Annotated in this window: 23 protein-coding genes; 11 read left to right on the top strand and 12 right to left on the bottom strand. The window is 59.6% G+C overall.

Going from position 1 to position 22,905, the window contains the following annotated elements; all coding sequences use genetic code 11:
- Nucleotides 1–93: 93 nt before the first annotated feature.
- Both HUU46_16835 and HUU46_16830 read right to left on the bottom strand, forming a co-directional pair.
- Nucleotides 94–1,506 carry a hypothetical protein gene (locus HUU46_16835; GenBank protein ID NUM55314.1) on the bottom strand — a complete coding sequence of 471 codons (1,413 nt, stop codon included), beginning with the start codon at nt 1,504–1,506 and terminating at the stop codon, nt 94–96.
- Nucleotides 1,507–1,754: 248 nt separating this feature from the next.
- Complete coding sequence (locus tag HUU46_16830; GenBank protein ID NUM55313.1) at nt 1,755–2,924, bottom strand: MFS transporter; 1,170 nt, start codon at nt 2,922–2,924, stop codon at nt 1,755–1,757.
- 272 nt (nt 2,925–3,196) lie between these two features.
- On the opposite strand from HUU46_16830, the gene HUU46_16825 reads away from it, so the two are divergent.
- The 7 genes from HUU46_16825 to HUU46_16795 all read left to right on the top strand — a co-directional run bounded on the left by HUU46_16825 (nt 3,197) and on the right by HUU46_16795 (nt 10,952).
- Complete coding sequence (locus tag HUU46_16825) at nt 3,197–3,628, top strand: SRPBCC domain-containing protein (protein NUM55312.1); 432 nt, start codon at nt 3,197–3,199, stop codon at nt 3,626–3,628.
- Between the two features lie 231 nt (nt 3,629–3,859).
- Nucleotides 3,860–4,252, top strand: coding sequence for a helix-turn-helix transcriptional regulator (locus HUU46_16820; GenBank protein ID NUM55311.1), 393 nt, complete (start codon nt 3,860–3,862; stop codon nt 4,250–4,252).
- Nucleotides 4,253–5,305: 1,053 nt separating this feature from the next.
- A complete protein-coding gene (locus HUU46_16815; GenBank protein NUM55310.1) occupies nt 5,306–7,228 on the top strand; it encodes a VCBS repeat-containing protein in 1,923 nt (640 codons plus the stop codon).
- Nucleotides 7,229–7,565: 337 nt separating this feature from the next.
- Nucleotides 7,566–8,561 carry a hypothetical protein gene (locus tag HUU46_16810; protein NUM55309.1) on the top strand — a complete coding sequence of 332 codons (996 nt, stop codon included), beginning with the start codon at nt 7,566–7,568 and terminating at the stop codon, nt 8,559–8,561.
- A gap of 253 nt (nt 8,562–8,814) precedes the next feature.
- Entirely contained in the window at nt 8,815–9,144 is a 330-nt protein-coding gene (locus HUU46_16805; GenBank protein ID NUM55308.1) for an SCP2 sterol-binding domain-containing protein, read from the top strand.
- A gap of 180 nt (nt 9,145–9,324) precedes the next feature.
- On the top strand, nt 9,325–10,110 hold the full coding sequence (locus HUU46_16800; protein NUM55307.1) for an alpha/beta fold hydrolase: 786 nt from the start codon (nt 9,325–9,327) through the stop codon (nt 10,108–10,110).
- A gap of 5 nt (nt 10,111–10,115) precedes the next feature.
- Nucleotides 10,116–10,952: a sugar phosphate isomerase/epimerase gene (locus HUU46_16795; GenBank protein ID NUM55306.1), complete on the top strand. Its 837-nt coding sequence runs from the start codon at nt 10,116–10,118 to the stop codon at nt 10,950–10,952.
- A 2-nt stretch (nt 10,953–10,954) separates the two neighbouring features.
- Here the strand turns inward: HUU46_16795 and HUU46_16790 are convergent, their stop codons facing one another.
- The 6 genes from HUU46_16790 to HUU46_16765 all read right to left on the bottom strand — a co-directional run bounded on the left by HUU46_16790 (nt 10,955) and on the right by HUU46_16765 (nt 16,070).
- On the bottom strand, nt 10,955–12,625 hold the full coding sequence (locus HUU46_16790; protein ID NUM55305.1) for a hypothetical protein: 1,671 nt from the start codon (nt 12,623–12,625) through the stop codon (nt 10,955–10,957).
- 58 nt (nt 12,626–12,683) lie between these two features.
- The gene (locus HUU46_16785) at nt 12,684–13,649 is read right to left on the bottom strand and encodes a sugar phosphate isomerase/epimerase (protein NUM55304.1); all 966 of its coding nucleotides are present in this window, start codon (nt 13,647–13,649) and stop codon (nt 12,684–12,686) included.
- A 42-nt stretch (nt 13,650–13,691) separates the two neighbouring features.
- Entirely contained in the window at nt 13,692–14,018 is a 327-nt protein-coding gene (locus HUU46_16780) for a DUF86 domain-containing protein (GenBank protein ID NUM55303.1), read from the bottom strand.
- 30 nt (nt 14,019–14,048) lie between these two features.
- The gene (locus tag HUU46_16775; protein ID NUM55302.1) at nt 14,049–14,387 is read right to left on the bottom strand and encodes a nucleotidyltransferase family protein; all 339 of its coding nucleotides are present in this window, start codon (nt 14,385–14,387) and stop codon (nt 14,049–14,051) included.
- 149 nt (nt 14,388–14,536) lie between these two features.
- Nucleotides 14,537–14,833, bottom strand: coding sequence for a hypothetical protein (locus tag HUU46_16770; protein NUM55301.1), 297 nt, complete (start codon nt 14,831–14,833; stop codon nt 14,537–14,539).
- 70 nt (nt 14,834–14,903) lie between these two features.
- Nucleotides 14,904–16,070: a Gfo/Idh/MocA family oxidoreductase gene (locus HUU46_16765; protein NUM55300.1), complete on the bottom strand. Its 1,167-nt coding sequence runs from the start codon at nt 16,068–16,070 to the stop codon at nt 14,904–14,906.
- A 184-nt stretch (nt 16,071–16,254) separates the two neighbouring features.
- On the opposite strand from HUU46_16765, the gene HUU46_16760 reads away from it, so the two are divergent.
- Nucleotides 16,255–17,124 carry a hypothetical protein gene (locus HUU46_16760; protein ID NUM55299.1) on the top strand — a complete coding sequence of 290 codons (870 nt, stop codon included), beginning with the start codon at nt 16,255–16,257 and terminating at the stop codon, nt 17,122–17,124.
- A gap of 207 nt (nt 17,125–17,331) precedes the next feature.
- On the opposite strand, the gene aroA is transcribed toward HUU46_16760, so the two are convergent.
- From aroA to HUU46_16745, 3 genes are read right to left on the bottom strand one after another with little or no spacing between them, the layout of a single operon-like run.
- Nucleotides 17,332–18,585, bottom strand: a complete 1,254-nt coding sequence (gene aroA / locus HUU46_16755; protein NUM55298.1) for a 3-phosphoshikimate 1-carboxyvinyltransferase — start codon at nt 18,583–18,585, stop codon at nt 17,332–17,334.
- A 2-nt stretch (nt 18,586–18,587) separates the two neighbouring features.
- On the bottom strand, nt 18,588–19,367 hold the full coding sequence (locus HUU46_16750; GenBank protein NUM55297.1) for an SAM-dependent chlorinase/fluorinase: 780 nt from the start codon (nt 19,365–19,367) through the stop codon (nt 18,588–18,590).
- A 1-nt stretch (nt 19,368) separates the two neighbouring features.
- Complete coding sequence (locus HUU46_16745) at nt 19,369–20,289, bottom strand: GGDEF domain-containing protein (GenBank protein NUM55296.1); 921 nt, start codon at nt 20,287–20,289, stop codon at nt 19,369–19,371.
- Nucleotides 20,290–20,315: 26 nt separating this feature from the next.
- On the opposite strand from HUU46_16745, the gene HUU46_16740 reads away from it, so the two are divergent.
- From HUU46_16740 to HUU46_16730, 3 genes are all read left to right on the top strand, one after another.
- Nucleotides 20,316–20,711, top strand: coding sequence for a Rieske 2Fe-2S domain-containing protein (locus tag HUU46_16740; protein ID NUM55295.1), 396 nt, complete (start codon nt 20,316–20,318; stop codon nt 20,709–20,711).
- A gap of 206 nt (nt 20,712–20,917) precedes the next feature.
- The gene (locus HUU46_16735; protein NUM55294.1) at nt 20,918–21,379 is read left to right on the top strand and encodes a PTS sugar transporter subunit IIA; all 462 of its coding nucleotides are present in this window, start codon (nt 20,918–20,920) and stop codon (nt 21,377–21,379) included.
- Between the two features lie 81 nt (nt 21,380–21,460).
- The gene (locus tag HUU46_16730; GenBank protein NUM55293.1) at nt 21,461–22,525 is read left to right on the top strand and encodes an NAD-dependent epimerase/dehydratase family protein; all 1,065 of its coding nucleotides are present in this window, start codon (nt 21,461–21,463) and stop codon (nt 22,523–22,525) included.
- Nucleotides 22,526–22,528: 3 nt separating this feature from the next.
- Here HUU46_16730 and HUU46_16725 read toward each other — a convergent pair whose 3' ends face one another.
- Nucleotides 22,529–22,894, bottom strand: coding sequence for a hypothetical protein (locus HUU46_16725; protein ID NUM55292.1), 366 nt, complete (start codon nt 22,892–22,894; stop codon nt 22,529–22,531).
- Between the last annotated feature and the right edge of the window lie 11 nt (nt 22,895–22,905).

Below are 22,905 nucleotides of genomic sequence, written 5' to 3'. Positions count from 1 at the left end.
TTTTGGTCGTTTTCGTCACTTTGGTCCTTTCGATCACTTCGCTGCCTTCAAGACGTGGTCTGCCGCGAGATTTCAACGAACCATTAGATGCGCTTAGGCGTGGACTTCGTCCCGTCGCCGCAGGCGCACGATGTACACCGTCGTCACAATCGCGGACACCGTAAAAATGACTTGCATCACGAACGTCGACGGATGTTCGTGAAAAAAGAGCGCGGCAAAGCCCGGGCCGTCCCCGGGATCGAGGTATTCCCTGCGCACAAAGGTCCGTGCCGTCGCGACCGCGTAGCACGCCCACACGAGCAACAGGTACATCGCCGCGACGGGATTGGCCCGTTTCGCAATTCGCGCCACACCGATTCCAAACGCGCCCGTCGCGCCAAGCAGAAGGCACGCGTTCGCCCACACCGGCAGCAAAAACCCGGAACCGGGTTTCGGGCCCGTGAAATCGCCAACGAGGTCAAGGACCGTATGGAAGAACGTCAGCGTCAGGGCGATCTGCCATGCGGCCGGCACGGACCGAACGCCCACCGTAAAGCACACCGCGCCGAACAGTATAAAACTGCCGACCAAACGATCTATGTCTTTCTGCACGTACGCCAGTATCCCGCCTGCGTCCGCGTCGATCGCGCGCTCCGTGACCGGCACGGCCCACACGAACATGAGCGCGACAAACGCGACCGCGCCAACCACCGCCCAGTGCGACGACCGTTCCGGCGTGTCGCCTTCTTTGGTTTCAGAGCAACGCCCCCGGTTCAACCAGGCGCACAATCCAAGCGCCGCCCCCAGGATGAACCCGAACGAAAACTCCATCATCTTCCACCAACCCCACCATTTCTGGTCCACCGGCAAGTCAGGGCCAAACACCATCCACAACGTGCCGCCTCCAAACCCCAGCGCGCCGCCAAGCGCGCCCCATAGCGCGAAGCGGACGGGCAAGCTCGCGAGTGGTCCGTCCGACTTCGCGCGAACGTATCCCAGAAACGCGGCTGCGGCAAACAGCAGACCTGCCCACGATTCCTCGCGCGGCTTGTTAACGGGATCGGAGAAATAGATCAACTTCGGTTCATTAATAAGTTTCCAACCAAGGTAGAACGCAACGACCGTCAGAAGAAAAGCGATCGATAACGTCTTGCGATCGTACAACTGCCGCACGAGGCCCGCGCCAAGGACCGCGCCACCCAGCAGTCCCCACACGCCACCTTTCACGGTCACGCCGAGCAAACCCCAGTACATCGTCTCCGGCTTGATCGCCAGGCCGAGCGTTTGACCATACGTCATGTCGCCGCCATATCCAATTCCCAGCGCGCCAAACATCGCAACAATCGCCGCGGTGCGCGCATCGTGCCGGAATATTAGACTGAACCCAAGCGCGACAAACACTCCGGGAATCATCGCCGCGAACGGCCCCCCGCCGATATACCCGCGCAGCCCCCACCCCAGCAGCATCGCCACGGCAGGAAACATGACGTACGAAAACGCCAACGCAATATTTGTCTTATTCGACATTGACCTATCCATTTCTTCCGGTATCTCGCGCCACATAAAACTGGGGCCATCCACCGGCTGCGCGAATGATACGGATATCTACGAAATCCAACCTGTACTACTCACTCTCAAAGTTTTGAATTCTTGTCCCAACTGTTCCGAGCCAATCTGTGGCATCGGTGAAATCTGTGGTTGAGTTTTCTTAGCGTTCTTTGTGTTCTTTTGTGACTGAAACTGGTTGCGGCTACGCCGCGCCAAGCAATCTGCAGTCACGATTGATTCCTCCTCGTCATCAAAACCGTCAGAATTACCGCCATCGCCGCGGGGCATACCGCGATCGACGCAATGCCCACATTCAACGTGGTCCGCTCTGCGATGAATCCAACGCACCACGGCACGACCATGCAGCCCGCGTTTCCTACCGCCGACAACATCCCAAACATCGACGCGCCACCGCCGGGATACCGGTTGCTCGCCAGGCTCAGCGACGTCGGCCAGAAACAACTCACGCCGAAGCCCAGCGCAATGCACGCCGCCAATGCCATTGCGCGCGCCGGCGCAAAACTCGCCATCAGCACCAACACCACGCACCCCGTGCAGAACGCGAGCATCATGCGCTCGGCCGTAACGCGCGCGAGCCAATGTCCCGATACCACGCGGCCCGCAAACATCGCCACCGAAAACGCCGCAAGGACCATCGCCGACGACGCCTTCGTAAAGCCGAGACTGCGCTCCGCATACGCGGGCAACCATTGCGCAACGCCCAACTCCGTGCCGCCGCCCAGCGCAATCAACACGACGGCCACCCACAAGAACCGGTGGCGCACCAATTGCCGCACCGGTTCGTGCGCGCCTTCCTCGTGTACCAGCGGCAACGTGCGCACCGCCGCGAACCCAACAAGAATGACCGCGGGTACCGCGATCAGCGCGATCGTCGCCGCGCGCCACGAAACGCCGACGTGAAGCGCCGCCGACCCAATCAAGACTGTCCCTACCGCGCCAAACGAAAACGCCGCGTGCAACCAGTTGAGCAGCGTTGCGCGTCGGCGCGGTTCGAGCGCAGCCACGACGGGGCTTAACACCACTTCCATCAGTCCCGCGCCAAGGCCCAGCAAGAACACGGCGGCCAGCAGTACCAAGTACGCGTTCGCGCATCCCAACAGACCCAGTCCCGCAACCAGCGACACCAGGCCCGAGACCACAAACACTTTGGCGCCCCAGGCGTCCGCAAACGGGCTCGCCACCGCAATTCCAACGACAAACCCGCCAAACACTACCGCGGGTATGCGGCCAATCTGCTCGTCCGTCAATCCCGCGGCGCCGCCGAATGCTTCGCTGAACGTCGTGAAAAACACCGGCGGGAGGTTCGCCGCAATCGCAATACACGTCGTCGCCCCCCAACACAACCAAAACACATACCGCGCCGAATCGAACTTCACGCAAAACTCCCCCACGCACAAACCGCCTATTGTGCCACACCGCGCCGGCAATTTCGTGTTCGCGCTGCACGTGGAGCATTGGACTGCGCAGCAATGGCTACGGGCACGCCCACAGGACGCGGAGCGGACGATACGGTCCATGGCCAGTGCGGGTCAGTTCCCGGTGACTACGATCAAAGGCCGCCATTCCCCTGCGCTTGACACGCGGGCAAAAATATGTTACCTTTTAGTCACGTATTGCGGTGCACAAACTACCCCGGAGGAAAAGTGCCATGGAAGTCTTGGAATTGGCCGTCGATATCGAACAGCACGTTGACATCAACCGTCCCATCGCCGATGTGTTCAATGGCCTGATTCGTCAGTTCACCGAGAAGATGGTCTACCCCGACGGACGCTCGATGAACTTCAAACTCGAAGCGAAACCCGGCGGGCGCTGGTATCGGGACCTCGGCAACGACACCGGCCACCTGTGGGGCCACGTGCAGGTGATCAAGCCGCCGACGATTCTTGAAATCTCCGGCCCGATGTTCATGTCGTACCCAACAGTCAATCACATCGAAGTGCGGCTGACGGAAGAAGACGGCAAGACGCGCCTCACGCTGCGCCACCGTGCCATCGGCATGATCGAAGAACAACACCGGACCGGAATGGCGGACGGATGGAAACAAATGCTCGACCAATTGAAGTGCGATTCGGAGAAATAGTTCTCCCGATTCTCGCAAGTCCACGCCGGGCGCTCATAGCAGCGCGCGTCACCGCGCGCTCCGCCATTGCGAACACACGACGACAAGCGCAAACTTGCCGTCCTGTGCTATTACCCGTGCTCGTAATCGCAATCGCACACTCGATTTACACCGAAATCTACGGGACATACGGGCTACGATATTTCTTGAATTGCGCTTATTCTAGAAATGCAAAACAAACAAGCATCGCCAATGAGTAAGCGCCAAAAACCGCGAGCTAATCGAAAGCCCCAGACCCCTAACCCTGAACCGCAAACCCGCTCCTCGTCCCCTGACCTCGACCCCGTCTGGAAGGCCCTCTCCGATCCCACGCGCCGCGCCATTCTCGACCTGCTCCGTGACGGTCCGCGCACCACAACCGACATCGTCGAGCGATTTCCCGAACTGTCCCGCTTCGGCGTCATGAAACACCTCGACGTGCTCCGCGACTCCAACCTCGTCAACACACGCGAACAAGGCCGCCAACGCATCAACTCGATCAACGCTGTCCCCATCCGCCAAATTTACGAACGCTGGATTACACCATTTTCCGAACTGTGGGCCGCGCAGTTATTGTCGTTGAAGCGGGAGATGGAAGAGAAGTGACCGCAACAATCAATCGATTCTCAGACTCGTGCCGCAGTAGAGGCTGGGTCGTCCTGTCGATCGATTGAGTGCTTCACAAATCAATGCCACAACGCACGCTGAAACCTCGGACTTCTTTCGTGAAATGGCTCACCATTCAGCGCGACCGATCGCCGGATGCGAGAGACAGTTCTTAAAGCAATTTGAGATACTGCGTAGCTGCGTTATCGTGCTCGTGACTTGTCCTCCGCGGCCGATCGGGCGATGGAGGGTCGTGCTCGTAATCGTGCTCTCGATTTGCGCCGAGAGCTACGGGACCTAGCTCTCGCCACTCCCATGGCCTCCATACGCCCACGCCTCCACGAAACCCAACCCCCGGTCGAATCCCTCCGACCGCCCCGACGCACCCACACCCAAGCGAAAACGGAAACGTCAGCAACAGACAAAGCGCCAATCCGTCCTTTCTTCTCGTTACGAAATTTCCATTTCGTAACGCGCTCCAACGGCGGCTCGTCTTCGAACGCCGTTCGAAAAGCTCCGCTTTGCTCCTGCATTTTACTTCGCATGCACCGACCCGCCCATGTCTGTGCGGATACGATGTTGTCGGCCTGCCTCACGCCCGGTACGCCCGTGACCGGCCCACGCCTATACGGATATGTTCCGCATCCTCGGCCAACCCTCCTTCCAACCCAACGGCCGCCCCTCCCATACCTCCCATTCATCCAGTCCGTCCATGACGGACATCCACCCGCCAGACCTGACAGACCCGGCCCTTTGGTCCTCTTCATGGATTCTAAACAAGCTGCGTAAAATGTTTCGCCCGTTTCGCATCAGCCCATCATATTCAAGTTCTTGCCCTCTCAAATCTCAAATCTGAGATTGATGGAGGAAACCCTTCGGCTGCGGCTATGCCGTGTAGTGTGCATTCTGTCTATACCATTCGGTCCATTCCGTCCATCATGTCCATCGACATTGGACGAAACAGGAAGCTTGCATGGCAGTCACGATGCAACGCATCATGCGATGGTGCCCGATAACTCCGAGCTTTCCACGGAACACACCATGAACCGAATTATGATGCCGCTTATCGCCTGCCTGCTCTACACGTCGTTGCCATTGGCCGCGGAAGAACATCTCGCGCCGATCAAGTACAACAACCCCGGTCTCGTCGTCGATCTGGGCGTGGGCCTGTGGGCGTGGCCCTTGCCGATGGATTTCGACGGGGACGGGGATTACGACCTCGTGGTGACGTGTCCCGACAAACCGCAAGCGGGGACATTCTTCTTCGAGAATGTTGACGGCGACATGAGGTTTCCTGTATTCAAACCGGGCGTGCGTATCAGTAAATCGCTGCAGAACGCGCAAGTCTCCTATGTCAACGGCAAACCTCATGTCCTGACGCCCGGGCTCGAGCACCACCAGTTCTTGACGAATGGGTTGGACACCTCGCGCCCGCTGCCGCTGGACCCGAAACTCAACCTCACTGGCAAGCTGCGCGCGAACCAGTGGAAATGGGCGGACTACGACGGCGACGGCATCCACGATCTGATCGTCGGTATCGGCGAGTGGACGGAGTACGGCTGGGACAACGCGTACGACGCCAACGGCAATTGGACCAACGGCCCCTTGCGGGGCTGGGTCTACTTCGCGCGGAACACCGGAACCATCGACGCGCCCGCGCTCGCCGAACCGGTCAAGCTCGAAGCGGACGGCAAACCTGTTGACGGGTACGGCATGCCATCGCCGAATCTCGAGGATTTCGACGGCGACGGCGATCTCGATCTCATTTGCGGCGAATTCCTCGACGGGTTCACCTGGTTCGAAAACATCGGCACGCGGACCGATCCCGAATTTGCCGCGGGGCGTCCACTCACCTATCGCGGCGAACCGGTGCGAATGGACTTGCAGATGATCGTGCCCGTGGCGATCGATTGGGACAAAGACGGTGACCAGGACCTGATCGTTGGCGATGAGGACGGCCGCGTCGCGCTGATCGAACACACCGGCGAGATCGTCGACCGCATGCCGCAATTCAAACCGCCGGTCTACTTCCAGCAGCAGGCGGAATATCTAAAGTGCGGCGCGCTCGCCACGCCCGTCAGCTTTGACTGGGACAACGACGGCGACGAAGACATCGTGTCCGGCAATACGGCGGGGTACATCGAAGTGTTCGAGAATCTCGGCGGCTCCCCGCCAAAATGGGCCGCACCTAAAAAACTCGAGGCCGACGGCAAGGTCATACGCATTCAGGCGGGTCCAAACGGGTCTATCCAGGGTCCCGCCGAAGCGAAATGGGGGTACACCACGCTCTCCGTCGCCGATTGGGACCACGATGGCCTGCCGGACATCGTCGTCAACTCGATCTGGGGCAAGGTCATCTGGTACCGCAACATTGGCGCGCGCAGCGCGCCAAAGCTGGCGGCCGCCCAACCGATTGAAGTGGCGTGGCTTTCCGCCCCGCCCAAACCCGCATGGACATGGTGGGACCCGGTGGGCAACGAACTCGTCACACAATGGCGCACGACACCTGTCGTCATCGACTTCAACGCGGACGGCCTCAACGATCTCGTCATGCTCGATCACGAAGGATACTTGGCGCTGTTCAAACGCACGCGCGGCGCGGATGGCGCACTGCAATTGCAGCCGGGCGCAAGAATCTTCGTGGATGAGTCAGGCACGCCGCTGTTATTGTCAAAGGGCGTCGCCGGAAAAAGCGGCAGGCGCAAGCTCACGCTCGTCGATTGGGACGGCGACAAGCGCCTCGATATTCTGATCAACTCCACGAACTGCGATTGGCTGAAGAACCTGCGCGACGACGGCGGCAACGTCGTGTTCAAAGAAATGGGCGCGCTCTCGGACCTCGTCCTGGCCGGACACGACACCAGTCCGACAACGTCGGACTGGAACAAAGACGGTGTGCGCGAACTCCTGCTCGGCGCGGAGGACGGCCGAATTTATCGCTTGAACAGGACGGTACAAACGGGCAGCACGTCGTAGCAATCTCGACGACCAATGGTCGACACTTCGCGGTACGCGCAGTACAGTATTTGATGCGAACAACGTCACGATTCGGGGTGCCCGAAAGCACAGATCATGCCAATAAACATTGACTGAAACGCGATTTTTCGCTTGACGAAATCACGTCCGCGTGCTATATAAGGTGTAGCGCGATTCGCCGATCGTATCCACGAGGCAGCGCCGGTACCCGGCACGCATACAGCGTGAGTGGTCGACCCTTAGACCGAAAACAACCGGGCGGGAGAGGCGCGCTGGGGTGTGACCGACGAGTCGCGTGTCCTTCTGTGTCTTCGCCTCCCCCGGAGGAGTATCCGCTATGCGGGAATTCCGACGGCTCACGTTAATTGCAGTCGCAGCAATCTCACTATTTCCATCTGCTGAACAACAATCTCCCCGAAAGTCCACCTGCCCGCTCAAAGAAGCCCTGTCAGGGCTGGGCATTTCGCAAGATGGGTGGGACGCAGACCTTCTCGCCTGCGAGATATTCTTCGGTTTCGCTAAAGAACGTAGCGGGAAAGATGCAGTCGCGTTCGGCACCGAGGGCCCTGGTGCGAATCCATTGCGGACGCTGCACATAGCAGTGCGCGACGGACGAACTGGCCGGTGGCACGATCACGAAACTGAACTCGTGGGTGAAGCCGGGTACCAAATCAACGTGGGTTCAATAAATGGGCTTTGGATGCACCGTGGCTTTACCTTCGTTGATACCCACAATACGCCATCCCGATCTACAACTGCGGTGCTCGACGAGCATTGGAGGCTCGTCCACATCGTGGACGGCGGCGTCCTTGACGTATTTCAGGACGGGACCGTCCTATACCAGAAGGGGCAGCCGCACTTTGTGCCTGTTCATCCGTTGGAGTTGGGTGTCTTCAACCCAAACTCACTAGACGAACGAATCATCTATCCCACTACACCGCCAGGTCCGGTGCGAACAGCCTTTCGCGAGGAGCTGCAGCGGGCGTTCGATGCCATACCCGCGGACTGGTTTCGGATCCACAATCATCCCGGTAGCGCCGAACGGCTTTCGGAGTATATAAAGGCTGTCATTGCGGTCAAGGAGCGGTTCGGAATTACCCTCTTCGTAAATTCCGTTCTTGATGGCAGGCAATTCGACCCCGTAAACCGTAGCCAAGACCGCAATCGGGATGTTGAACTGATCACGGTTCTTCGGTACATTTCGCATCCCAGAAAGACTCAGTACCGTGAGATTCGGGCCGATGCGCTGCGTCAACAGATTCCCTTCGCGACGGTGGACGAACTCGCCTCGCCAGAGACGATAGAACGAATCTTCGCGTTGCCATACCCGTAATCGGATCGCAGACCCGTTGAACGTCCGCCGAACCTATGCTACAGTTCCCGCCACGGCGCGAAACATGGCTTTCTCCTGCAAGGACAGCCGTGTGCCAATCGTCTAGGGGCGCCCAGGAGTTTACGGTGGAGTGCACGGGTTGGCCGTGCAATAAGATACGACCGGTCAGTAGGTAGGTACGGGACGTGATTGGCGTCCGCCGCGCAAGTGCCGTGGAGCGGGTCCAATCGAAACTGGGAGGTAGACACTCACCATGGCAGACACAGTAGCAGGATTCTTCAGCGAGTTGGGCGGAAAAGTCGATCCGGCGAAAATCGCGGGCATGAACGCAACGTACCAGTTCGACATCACCGGCGACGCCGGCGGCACTTGGCACGTGAAACTCGCGGACGGCAGCGCCTCGGTCAACGAAGGTCCCGCCGAAAACCCAAGCATCACACTGACCGCAACGGACGCAAACTGGCTCGACATCGTATCGGGAAAACTGAGCGGACAAACCGCGTTCCTCACCGGCAAGCTGAAGATCAAGGGCGATATGAGCCTCGCCATGAAACTTCAGAACGTCTTCGCCCTGGGAAAATAGCGATCATTCACGGGACCGCGACGCAACCGTGTCGCGGTCCCGATTCTTTCCGGCTTCAAGCGGATTCGTGAAGCCGCGGTGCGTTCGTAATTGTCCTCGTAATCGTAATCGGTTCTTCGGTGTCGTTCTCGTTCCACTGAGAGCTCGATTACGATTACGAGGACGATTACGATTACGACAATGAGCTACAAGTTCAGTCACACAATTTCGTTGGCTCCCGTGCTGTTCGTCGTGGCGCTCGGGAGCTGCTCGAAGTCGGCAACCGCACCAAATGGTTCGGCGCGCGATCTGACCTTCGCCACGTCCGACGGTTACGAGATTGCCGCAACAATGTATCCCGTCAATCGACCGAAGCCCGCCGGCTTGATTCTTGTCCCGATGCTCGGGACAACGCGGGACCGCTGGACGTCGTTCGCGAATGCCGCGCAAGCCCAGGGCTTCATGTCAATTTCCATAGACCCGCGCGGTCATGGCGGTAGCGCGATGCGAGACGGCGCGAAAACATCATACAAATCGTTCGACACGGAAGACTGGCTCGGCGTGACAAACGACATAGCCGCGGCCAAGCGTGCCCTGATCGACGCGGGCGCAGACCCCGAGAATATCGCCATTGTCGGTGCGAGCATTGGCGCAAACCTCGCGCTGCGCTATGCGACTGCCGATCCCGAAATTCAGGCTGTAGCCATGGTGTCTCCGGGAAAGGACTATCACGGCGTGACCGTCGAAGACGCCATCGTCAAAATGAGCAATCGCCCGGTGTTGCTGATGGATGCCATCGGGGATTCGTATTCGTCCGAGACGTGCAATGCATTGAAGGCGCTCGCGAAAGGGCATTGCGAATTGCACGAGTATCCCGGCGCGGCGCACGGCACCGACTTGCTTGACACGAACGAAAATGCGCCAGGGCAGATTCTGTTGTGGCTTTCCGCAATCATCGGGCCGGAAGCGGCCAGGGCGCAACCATGAACGGAATGCACGTCGGTATTTTCGCCAAGACGTTCACGCGGCCCAGCGTCGAAGAAGTGCTCGATGCGGTATCGGCGCATGGCATCCGCAGCGTGCAGTTCAACATGGCGTGCGCGGGACTTCCGAGCATGCCGGACGAAATCGACCCGTCGCTCGCGGACCGCGTCGCGCGCGCGTGCGCATCACGCGGCGTTACGATGGCGGCCGTGTCAGGCACCTTCAACGTGATACATCCCGATACCCGCGCACGCGCCGATGGTTTGCGGCGGCTCGGCGTGCTCGCGGGGGCGTGCGCGGCGTTGGGCACCGGAATCGTCACCATGAGCACGGGAACGCGCGACCCGGAGAATATGTGGAGACGCCACAAGGAGAACGATTCGCCGGATGCGTGGAACGATCTGTGCACGAGCATGGAACACGCCGTCCAGATTGCCGACGAGCACAACATCACGCTCGCGTTCGAGCCGGAAGTGTCGAACGTTGTCGATTCCGCGGCGAAAGCGCGGCGCCTGCTCGACGAGGTTCAGTCGCCGCGACTGCGGGTCCTTATTGATGGCGCCAACCTCTTTCATGAGGGCGAACTGCCGCGCATGCGCGAGATTCTCGACAAAGCGTTCGATCTGCTGGGGCCGGATGTCGTCCTCGCGCATGCGAAAGACTTGAGTCGCGACGGCGACGCAGGACACGAGGCCGCGGGCACGGGTCTGCTGGATTACGACGAGTATCTCGCACTACTCGCCCGATGCGGATATGCTGGACCGCTCATATTGCACAATCTGACGGAAGCGCAGGTTTCCGGGAGCTGCGCGTTTCTAGAGCGCAAACTCGCCGCGCTGCGGTAGCGTCAGAAGATAAGTAAGCCCTTCGTTACTGCCGCGCCCTCGCCCGCATCCACCCACACCGAACGCTCGTTTTCGACATTGCGGCGCGTGCGCACGAAATTGAGTTCCCAGTCGTCCTTGCCCGGCGTCGCGTCGATGGTGTCGAAGGGGATTTCAATCTCCGCCGACCAACCGACGGGCCACGTTTTCGTGGCGACCTTCCACGCGCCGTCCCACTGGTCGTTGCCGTCCCGGCTGTCAAACTGCGCCCCGAGCGGATTCACGACGAACCGGTACTCGGGTTTGCCCGTTGGCCGTACCACGATGGCAATCGATTCCTCGTCCCACAGCGGCGCATCGCGCGCGGTCAGCGTACAGGACATGGTATCCATGCGTGGTTCGCGGGCGTACACGGCGATGTACAACGCGTTCGCCGTATGGCACACGCGCACGGTAGTCTGCGCCTCCGCGAATTCCACGCGATCGGGATTGATGAACCCATTGATCTGGGCCTTACGCGGCCACGGCGTTTCCTTGAACGAAGCGTCGAGCACGGGCGCCTCGACTTCAAGCGCAGACAGTGCGGCTGGCGGTTCTTTTAGCGCGAAGACTCGCGGATTGCGCAGCACTGCGGTTTCGCGCTGCGACTCCACCGCAATGCGCATGTACCGCGAACGGAACGGCTTCGCGAGAATGACCGGCCCCGTCACACCGGTCGCGCCTTCGGATTTCCATTCCTGCGCGAGTTCGTACTGCCTGCCGTCACTGCTCTGCTCGACGGCCACGCGCGCCGCGTTCAGCGTGTCAAAATCGATGCGAAAGATCGGGCCGGGCGCCTCAATGAAATCGTATGACGCTTCCGCGCGGTTCGGCAAGTCCGCAAACTCCGGTTTCGTCGGCGTTTCGTAAGGCACGTATCCCTTCGGCAGAATCACCGCGCGGTACGGCAGGACGTTGTACCCAAACAGAATGCCCGACGGAACGAACAATCCCTGTTGTTCGATTGTGTTGACGATCTTTTGTTTTCGCAACTCGTCGTAGTTCGGGTCCAGCGCAGCCTGCGACTGGACGACGCGCACAAGCTGCTTCAGAAGATCGCGCTCCGGCGCGACAGTGAACTGCGATTCGAGCGACACCCAACTGGTGAGGTTCCCGTAGAAGCCCTCGATAAGGCGAATGTCGCCTTCGCCCCGGCCAACCGAACCCCGAAAGTCCTTCGTCCACCCGCGAAACCTCTCCGCCTCGAATTCCGGCTCCGTGCCCAACAACGTCGCGCGATTGAGGTGCTGCACAAGCGCACCCAAGGCCTGATCGGTGGTCGGATTGTGCAGCTCGGACCGAAAATACTCGTTCAGCGCGGCGGGCCAACTCGCGGGCACAGCGACGCTTTCCGGCGTCTCCTGTCGCGGTTGCACGACGATTGGCTTTGGCGCCTCTTCAATCTGCGGCACGATCGGCGCCGGGCGCTCGTTCGCCCTCTTTGTCTTCGGCTTCGGCGGCTCAGGCGGAGGTGTTTGCTCGGGCGGCTGCTGCTCAGGAGGCTCTTGTTTCGAATCCTCCTGCGCGGGCTGCTTGCGCATGATTACGCCCTTGTTGCCCGTGCCTTGCTCCGCAGCATCCGCAGGACGCGCGAGCACGATAGCGGCAACGCAGCACGCCGACAGCAAGAGGCACTTTGAGGTCCTTCGTTTCATTGCGATAGACAAACGGCCGGGGCCCGGCCTTACGACCAGACCCCGGAATTCCGCTGCACTAGGCCCAGGTCATGGCCGATTTTTTGTCAAAAATCAGGCACTGCTTGAGGGTCTCGACCGCTTTGGTGAGTCCCTCGTTGCGGGACATAAGCGAGTCTTCGTGCTCGATCGAGATGGCGCCGTCGTAACCCACCATGCGCAGCGTGGACGCGAAGTCTTTCCACCATTCGACGCTGTGGCCGTAGCCGACGGTGCGGAAAATCCACGAGCGGTTGATCTCGTCGCCGTAGTGTTTCGTGTCGAGCACGCCGTTGACTGTGGCATTCTGTTCGTACACAAGCGAATCTTTCGCGTGTACGTGAAAGATCGCCTTGCCGCCCATCGCACGGACCGCGTTCACCGGATCGATGCCCTGCCAGAAGAAATGGCTCGGGTCGAAGTTCGCGCCGATGTTGTTACCGCATTCCTTGCGCAGCCGCAGCAGCGTCTCCGGGTTGTACACGACGAAGCCGGGGTGCGCCTCGAAGGCCATCTTCACGCCGTTGTCCGCGGCGAACTTCGCCTGCTTCGTCCAATACGGAATGACCTTCTTTTCCCACTGCCAATTGAGGATGTCGAGGTAGTCGGGCGGCCACGGGCACGTCACCCAGTTCGGCTTCGTCGATTTCTCGTCGGAACCGGGGCAACCGGAAAAGTCAATGACAACCTTCACACCGAGTAGATTCGCGAGCTTGATTGTATTGGTCTGCACGTCGATGTTCTTCTTCGCGAACGCGGCATCCGGGTGCAGGCAGTTGCCGTGGCAACTCAGCGCGCTGATCTCGAGACCCTCGCCCTTGAGCATCGCCAGTAATTCATCGCGCCTGGGCTTCGACTCGAGCAACTCCTTTACCTTGCAGTGCGCGTCACCGGGGTAGTTACCCGTGCCCAATTCGACCGTCTGCAATCTCAACGGACGAATCACGTCCAACACCTTCTTCAGCGGCAAATCGCTGAACATCACCGTCAAGAAACCCAGCTTCATCTCAGTCTCCTCCCCATTTGAAGCACCTGCGTACTTGGTCGATCAACTTGTTCCGTCAGATGGCTTGTTTGCCAGCAAAATCCTCTCGATATGCGGTCTCAAGTTCGGCGCGTCTGTCGTGGCGATGCTCCACACTATTTCCAAGTCGACACCGAAATACCCGTGAATGAGCTTGTCCCTGAGTCCGGCAATCCGCGCCCAAGGAACGTCCTGATGTGACTCTCGCACACTCTGGGGAATTCGCTTTGCGGCCTCTCCCAAGACTTCTAGGCTTCGGACAACGGCGTTGATCGATTTCCTGTCCTCACAGAACTCCGCGAAGCTGGCGCCATGTGTGAACTCCTGCAATTCATCAAGCGCGCCCAACATAACAATTAAGGAAATCACGCCATTCTCGAATCATATATTGACAACTTCCGCAAGAATACGCTTTCCAATTAGCGGCTTCAGCGCCTTTCTCGGAACAAGATCGACCTTCGTTCCGAGTGCTTCGGTTAGGAAGTCCTCCAACTCGAGGTACTCGAACCCGACTGGTTGAGTGAACTCAACGAGTATGTCGATGTCGCTGTCCGGCCGCATCTCATCTCTTGCTGCGGACCCAAACAACCCGATACTCTTCACGTGAAACCGCTTCTCCAGTTCGGGCTTCATTTCGCGGATTCGCGATTGTATTTGCGCGCTAGTCAGCAACTGGCCACCCGCCGCGCCCGTTCTCGGTTCTCCGATTTCATGCCCCATGCCTATCAACCCGTGAAAGGTCCCGTAGCGCCCGGTTTCCAGGCCGGGCGAGCCCGGAAACGGTGGAATTCGGCCCAAAATCGCGCACGCCTGCAAATTGCGTCAGTAGGACTTTTGCCATCGGCTGCTATGTCAACGCCGCGTTCGTTCTAGCCATGGGCCAAGTAGCCCCCGGCGATCGACCCTGTAATACTGAACACCACCATGGTGGACTTGGCGGTTGACATCATCCCAATCAAATCGGGAGGCCTGCGTGAAGGACTCTCGCCGAAGCCATTGGCCAAATCTTTCAAATACTGAGGAAGAGAAACCGCTAGCCTCAGAATTCCAGGCTGAACACAGTAAGCAACCGGAATTGACGCCACAAAAGCAACAATGCCAATCATGAGGGCCCGTTTGCGTGCAAGTGGGAATTTCGAATCAGGTCGAATGTCCGGCTGTGCCATTTACCAATCCCTCATAGTCGAACTTGGCCTGCCACAAGTTGTTCACCATCTTATTTGAAACCGGCTTCTACTACACCTTTTCCCACTTCTTCGATTTGGCGCTGCGTTCGACGGCGTCCATGACGCGTTGGCACGCGAGGCCGTCTTCGAACGTCGGATACGTAACTTTCTTCTTGCCCAACTGCGTCAGGAAATCGTGCATCTCGTGGATAAACAGGTGCTCGTAGCCGATGATGTGTGCACTGGGCCACCAAGCTTCCGTATACGGATGGCCGGGATCGGTTGCGTGCACGCGGCGAAACCCCTGCAACGTGCCCGGATCCGCGCAGTTGTAGTACTGGAAGACGTTCATGTCCTCCTGGTTCCAAATCACGCTGCCCTTGCTGCCGTAGATTTCGATGCAGTTGTAGTTGCGGCGGCCCGGCGCGAAACGGGTAGCTTCGAACGTCGCGAGCGTTTTTGATCCTTTAATCGTTGCGAGGAAGATCGCCGCATCGTCAACGTCGACCTTTCCTTTCTTACCGCTCTTCTTGTGCCCTGACTTCGCGGCGATGGTCGCGCTCGAGTCCGCGATGGGCCGTTCGGTCACGAACGTGCGCATCGTCGCGCATACGGAATCGATCGGGCCGACGAGGTTGTGGCACATATCCGTGATGTGCGCGCCAATGTCCCCGAGCGTGCCGGAACCAGCGGTTTTCTTCTGCAAACGCCAGTTCAGTGGGAACTCGGGATCGACGATCCAGTCCTGCTGATAGCAGGCGCGGAAATGGAAAATCGTCCCCAGCTCGCCCGTCTGGATCATCTTCTTGATGGTCGCGACGGCCGGCGCGAAACGGTACGAGAAGCCGCACATGTGGTTCACGCCCGCCTTCTTCACCGCCTCGGTCATCTCGACAGCCTGCTTCAGATTGTTCGCAAGCGGTTTCTCGCAGATGATGTGCTTGCCTGCCTTGGCCGCCGCGATCGCCATCGGGTGGTGCCACTCGCCGGACGAACTGATATCGACGACGTCAATGTCCTTGCGCCTGATCACCGCTTTCCAGTCGGTGCTCGCCTCTTCCCACCCGAACTTTTTCGCGGCAGCTTGCGTCTCATTCGGGTTGCGCCCGCAGATCACTTTCATCACCGGTTCGACCGGCAAATCGAAAAATCGCGCCACCTGGCGCAGCCCGTTGCTGTGGGCCTTGCCCATGAACTTGGTCCCGATGAGCGCGACGTTGACGGTCTTCTTGGCCATAAATCTCCCTCCCGCGTGGTGTCACTGGAAAAACGAAAGGCCATTATATGATTCGGACGCGCCGTTGCCAAGGTCGGCGCGATGCGTCTTTCGCCCCGCGCGGTTTTGTACTACAATTAAGCCCGCAGGGTGTTCTGATTCCGTCCGGTAGTCCGTTCGCGTTCCTTACTGGGAGGGTCTTGTCATGCTTCGCAAAACTGTCTTCGCTCTGCTGGTTGTCGCCGTTGCATTCAACACGTGGAATCCTTACGCCGCAGCCGCGGAGAAAAAGCCCGAGTCCGCGAAACCGGCCCCTAAGCCCAAGACTGGCGCGATCAACGCCGGCGACCTGTCGGCGGCGTCCGCGGGCGTGGACGTAATTCAGAGCCTCATAGACGCGTGGAACAGCAGTGGATGGGGCGCCGAGCCCAAGCCGGCGGAGACACCGCCCCCCGCGGAAACGCCGGCGACGGAGGAGCCGACGGAAGGCGCGAAGCTCACCGACGAGGAATTGGAGAAAGTACTCAAGGCGCTGGAAGGCATGACTGACACGTTGGAGGAGCTTTCGAAGCCGCTCAAGGGAACACAAAGCGTCATCAGCGAAGACGATGCGTTCGAGCTGACCATCCCGCCAAACTTTTACGTCGCAAACTTCGACGATGGCGAGTTCGACATTGGTCTTGAGAAAGGCAAGCAAACCACCCTTATTGCCGGGTCCGACCACGGCCCCGCGTGTATCTTCGTCGCGTGGACGTTTCCCATCGGCGAGTACATCAAGATCGACCAGGATGCGATGCTCGCGATTGGAAAAGATACCTTCGTCGCGAATTTCAAGATCGACGATTCGCCCTTCACGCTCACGCGCGTCATCAGCACGAGCCCGGTCTCGCACAATAATTTTCCCGGGCAGGAGTGGCGCATGGAACTGGACGCCGGTGGCAGGTTCTATTACGCGCTGCTGCAAGTCCACCTGAAGGCGCCACGCATCTATGCGATCATTTACATCGGCGCGAACGAATCCGATTTGGCAGGCACGGAAGCGTATTCCTATATCTCGTCAATGAAGATTAAGTGATGCTGCCGGATGCAGACGGCAGAATGATTCGTTTACGGACATACCTGATCGGCCTGTGCGCAGTCGCGGTGTTTACCACAGGGGGCTGCAAGGAAAGAACGCCGCCCCCTGACCCAAAACAGCAGATTGATATGCCTCCCGCGGAGCGCAGTCCGAACGCGATTAACGCGGCAAAGGCCAGCGAGTACCGGATAGGGCCGAAACCATCTATCGTAACGCGTCGAACCGCGTGAAGAAGTCTGGAAAGGTCTTCGATACGCAAGCGGGATCGTTGATGACCACGCCTGGGACGCGCAACGCGGCGAGTGCAAAGCTCATCGCCATGCGGTGATCGTCGTAGGTGTCGATGGCCGCCGGGTGTAGTTCGCCGGGGATGACCTCCAGGCCATCGTCGTGTTCGTGCACGGTAGCGCCGAGCTTGCGCAATTCCGAGGCGGTCGCCGCGATGCGGTCCGTCTCCTTGATGCGCAAGTTGTGCACGTTGCGGATGCGCGTCGGGCCATCCGCGAACAACGCCGTCACCGCGAGCGTCTGTGCCATGTCCGGCATGGCGTTCAAGTCGATGTCGATGCCGCGCAATTCTCCCGTCGACGACACTTCAATCCAGTCCGGGCCCGTCGCGACGCGGCATCCCATTTCCTGTAGCACGTTCGGGAAGCGCACGTCTCCCTGGCGCGAGGCGGGGGACAAGTGGTTCACGCGGACGCGTCCGCCGGCGACGGCGGCGGCGGCAAAGAAATACGACGCGCCGGAGGCGTCGGCTTCGATCGTGTACACGCCGGGGTTATACGACTGATTACCCGGTATGTCGAAACGTCCGAAGTTGTTATTTGCGGTCACGATGCCGCGCTCGTCCATCATTGCGAGCGTGAGGGCAATATACGGTTTAGACACGAGTTCGCCTGGGACGCGGATGACGACATCACGGTCCGCGCAGGGCGCGACCATCAGCAGCCCCGACAGGAATTGGCTGCTGGCGATTCCTTTCACCAGTGTCGTCCCGCCAAAACGCCCGTTCGAGATAATCTTCAGCGGTGGACACCCGGTATCCGTAACAGCGTCGACTCCCCACGCGCGCAACGCATCAATGAGATCGCGAATCGGCCGTTCGCGCATACGGGGTGTCCCGTCGATGGTCGCTTCGCCGTCGAGCGTCGCGCACGCCGCCGCGAGAAACCGAACGGCGGTGCCGGAATTCCCGAGAAACAACGGCGCGTGTGGCGGCGTGAACGGCCCGCCACCGACCGTCACGGTATTGCCATCGCGTGCAACGTTCACGCCCAGCCCGCGGAGACCGTCGATCATATACGTTGTGTCGTCGCAATCCGCGCACTCGCGCAGCACGCTCTCGCCGCGCGTAAGGCCCGCCATTACCAGCGCGCGCGCGGTACAACTCTTCGAGCCCGGGATCGTTACATCCGCGTTTAGATTGGCACGCGGCCTGATTGAGATGGAATCGATACTCAAGACCTGACCTCGACGCGGCTACCGCGCCGCAGGTCGAAATGCTTGCTTGCGTCGCCGCGATGAACGGCGATTTCCAAGTAATCCGAACTTCCGAATAGCGCGACCGTAGCGCCGACGGCGACATCACCGTAGGCTTCCGATATGCTCTCGATCACTTCGCTGTTGAAATGCACCTGAATGTCCCGGCGGTCCGGCAGATCGCTTCGATGAATATTGGTGATGGCATTGCCGAAGCGATCCACATGCATGACAATTCCGCCGATAACGCCCGGCCGATCGCGCCGCAGTTCCGGGATCTCGAGCAAGGTCAGCGCATTCAGCCTCTCCCCCATGCCCTCGAACGCCGCGCCGTCCGCCAGACTTGCCGCGGCGGGCGCGAAGATGTCGCGGCCGTGAAACGTCTGGCTGATGGTGGCGTGCATGAATTGTTTGTTGGTGATAATGCGCACTTCGTCCAACGGCGATTCGCGGGTGACGAACGTCAGCAGCCCGTTGTCCGGGCACACGAAAATCTGGCCGCGTGCGCGTGCGGCGATCGGCAATCGCGCCGTGCCCACACCGGGATCGACGACGACGCAATGGACCGTACCCGGAGGAAACCACTTCGAGGCTTGCGCGATGAATAACGCTCCTTCAAACACGTCTTGCGGGGGAATCTCGTGCGACAGGTCGGCAATTGCAGCATGTGCGCACCGGGAATGGATGACGCCCTTCATCGACGCCACGTATGGATCGCGCGTGCCGAAGTCGGTGGTCAGGGTGACGAGGGGCGGCACGTCAGCATTCCGCGACGCGCACGCAATTGCGGCCTGCTCCCTTTGCGGCGTACAGCGCGCCGTCCGCCGCCGCGATCAGTTGCTCGATCGTCGCGCCGTGCGTCGGGAATTCCGCGAGCCCCTGGCTAATCGTGACCTTGACGAGTTTGCCGTTGTGCTCGAGCGTGCACGCAGCGATGGCCTGACGCAATTGCTCGGCCACCTTCATGGCCTCGGTAAGCGGGGATTCCGCGAAAAGTAGTATGGCCTCGTCGCCCCCGTACAGCCCGGCGCGGTCCGCAGGCCGCAGCACGCTCCGCATGATCGAGCCCATCTCTTGAATGACGCGGCTCCCCATGAGATGACCGTGTGTGTCGTTGACCTTTTTCAATCCGTCGAGGTCGGTCATGGCGAGGGTGAACTTCTTGTCCGGACCCGTCTTTTGGATTTCGGACAACAAGTGCGGTTTGAACGACTCGAGCGTGAGCAGGCCAGTGAGCTGATTGTAGTGGATGCGCTGGTGCACTTCCTGGTGGAACTGCGATTCGAGCGCATCCTGCAGCATGAATTTCACCACCACGTCGCCGAGCTGAATCTTGTCCCCGTCGTTGATACGGGACGTCTTCACGAGGTCCGCGTTCACATGGGTGCCGTTCATGCTGCCCAGGTCCGTGATTTCGAAGTAGTCGCCGTCCTTATTGGTCTGCCGAGAAATGCGGGCGTGCTGGCGCGACACCGACTGCAGGTTGATCGAGATGGGCACGTCCGGCGACCGTCCGATCACCCACTCGGTGCCGCTCAGGGCGAACTCCTTGCCGATTTGCCATCCCGAAATCACGACTAGGCTCGCGCGCTGGCCCTGCATCCGCGCGCGCAGACTCGCGAGTTCTTCGTCCAATACGAGGCGGGTGGTGTCCCCGGAATGCTGTTTATCGTCTGTCATGGACCGTCCTGTGCAGTGAAAATCAATTGCGTATAGTACCAAGCGCGGAAATCACGCGCAACGCGGGGCCGCCGGTTTGCTATGATCCCCGCATGGAAGAGCGCTACGTGAAGATTGCGAAAGTGTCGGACTTCGAGGGGCTGCGGTTCCGAAAGTACAAATTGCTGGCGCGAAACGTCGCCATCTTTCGGGACCCGGACGGCTCGATGTTCGCGACCGAAATCAGTTGCAAGCACCAGAACTGGGACCTGACGACGGGCAGGTTCGAAGGGGACGTTGTCACCTGCCCGCGCCATGGCTGGATATACAACGTTCGCACGGGCGACTGCCTGACCCATGAATCCACACGACTCCGGCGCTATGGTCTCAAGGTCGAGGGCGACGACGTGTTCATCACGCTGCTCCCCATCGAAGAGAACTGATCCGCACGCTGCCGCGGGATGCGCCCAAGCGCGCCGTTGCATCGCGCCTGCCTCGCCTGTAGAATAGCGCGTTTGTGTCGAAACTGCGTTCGCCGCGGACGGTCACGGGGCGCCACCGGCGAATTTCATCACGGGCAAACGCGGCCGCGCCGGGCCAACGGGAAATCGGTATTATGACCGGCGCCGAAATTACGACGAGGTGAGTAATGCACCGCTTTGGTCTTCCTATCGACAAAGCTGCTGTCCGCATATTTCCGAGTGGAATCTCCAAGCACGAAGCGCTCGATCAATTGACCGACGCAATCCACTCCGTCGGAGTCATCACGAATATGGAATCGTTCGCGCACGCGGTGCGCGAGCGCGAAACGGTCATGAGTACGGGCATTGGGTGCGGCGTCGCGATCCCCCACGTGCGCATCGACGGTGTGACTCGGCCAACCGTCGGCGTGGGCATTTCGCACGAGGGGATCGAGTTCAACACGCTCGATAACAAGCCGGTGTATATTGTCGTGCTCTTCGCGATGCCGACGGGGTCTCAGAAGGAGTACCTGGGCTTGCTCGCGCAGGTCATGACCGCGATGAAAGAAACCGGCTTCCGCGAAGAACTCGGCGCATGCCAAACGCCGGAGGAAGTGGCAAGGCTGCTGAACGATCCGGCGCTGGTCTGATTCCGCCAGCGGTTCCCTCGGCCAGAGTGACCGACATGTCCGACGAGCCTGACGCGTCAGAAACTGCGAAGGAGTAATCCCATGCGCGTACTCGTGCTCGGCGGCACAGGTCTCATCAGTACCGCCATTGTCGAATGGCTCGTTGCGAAAGGGCACACGCCCGTCCTCTTCAATCGTGGGCTGTCGCCCCGCCGGTTTGACTACGACGTCGAGACGCACATCGGCAACCGCGCGGACTTCGCCGGGTTCGCGCGAGGCATGCGGAAAGTCAACGCTGACGCCGTGATCGACATGATTACATTCGACGCGAAGACCGCCGCGCACAACGTTCGCGTATTTCGCGATCGTGTCAGGCACTTCGTCTTTTGCAGCACGGTCTGCGTGTACGGCGGCCCGCTCACGCGAATTCCCGCGGACGAAAACGAACCCCACCGTCCCGTCTCCGCGTACGGCGCAAACAAGAGCAAGGCGGAGGCAGCGTACCTCAAGGCGTTCCGTGAATTTGGCTTTCCGGCGACTATCATGCGGCCGTCGCATTGTTACGGTCCGGGTCAACCGCTGCTCGATATTTGGGGCTACAACCCGAGCCTTGTCACGCGCATCCGCAAAGGCAGACCGATTGTCGTACCCGGCGACGGCCAAGGGCTTTGGCAACCGGGCTACATTGGCGACATGGCGAAGGGATTCGTCGGCGCGCTGGGCCGCAAGGCCACGATGGGCAAGGCCTACAACATCGTCGGGGACGAGGTGATGACGTGGCGCGCGTTCCACGAACGCATGGCCAAGGCGATCGGGTGCGAAGCGCGCATTGTCCCGATGACCACCCCGCAAATCGTCGCGGGCTCGCCCAAGGGTTCCGCGGACATGCTCGTCGAAATCTTCCAGTACCACGCTGCCTACACGAACGCCGCACTCAAGCGCGACGTGCCGGATTTCAAAGACCTGCTGCCGTGGGAAGAAGGTGTTCGCCGCACCGTTGCATGGATGGATGCCGCAGACATCCACCAATCCGCAAACCTGTTCCCTTGGGTGGACCGGCTGGCAAGTGTACTGGGCAAGTTCGAGTCGGAATTACGCGTGCTTAACTTGAGGCTGAATCCACATAAACCGGTCGCCAGCAAGACTCGTCGCAACCCCACAGACTAAGCGTCAAGCACCCCAAGTCTCGATGAAATTCCAAAGACCTTTCAGAACGCGGCGGAAACTAAGGTCCCACACGACGAATACAAACGCGGCGATGATCCCCGCACAGCAGCCGAAAAGGATTCCAAGGCGAACGGTGTCCCTCAGCGGCTCATCGAGAGTAAACGACCAGAGCAGAGGTATTGCGACAGTTGGAATAAGCCAAACGACGAAAGCCTTAATGCCTTTGGCGACCCAGTAACCAACTGCGCTACGGTCCGGATGTTGGCAATTTGGAATCGAATCCATTGCAAGACGAACCTCTGTTGCGAGTATATCACGGCAAATGTCGAAGTCCACCAATCCTCGCATAATTTCTTGATATGTATACACTTCCAGTTTTC

It is taken from the genome of Candidatus Hydrogenedentota bacterium (assembly GCA_013359265.1).
Lineage (GTDB): Bacteria > Hydrogenedentota > Hydrogenedentia > Hydrogenedentales > SLHB01 > JABWCD01.
Note: the sequence above shows the minus strand (reverse complement) of the source record. Positions and strands in the feature narration are given on the sequence as shown.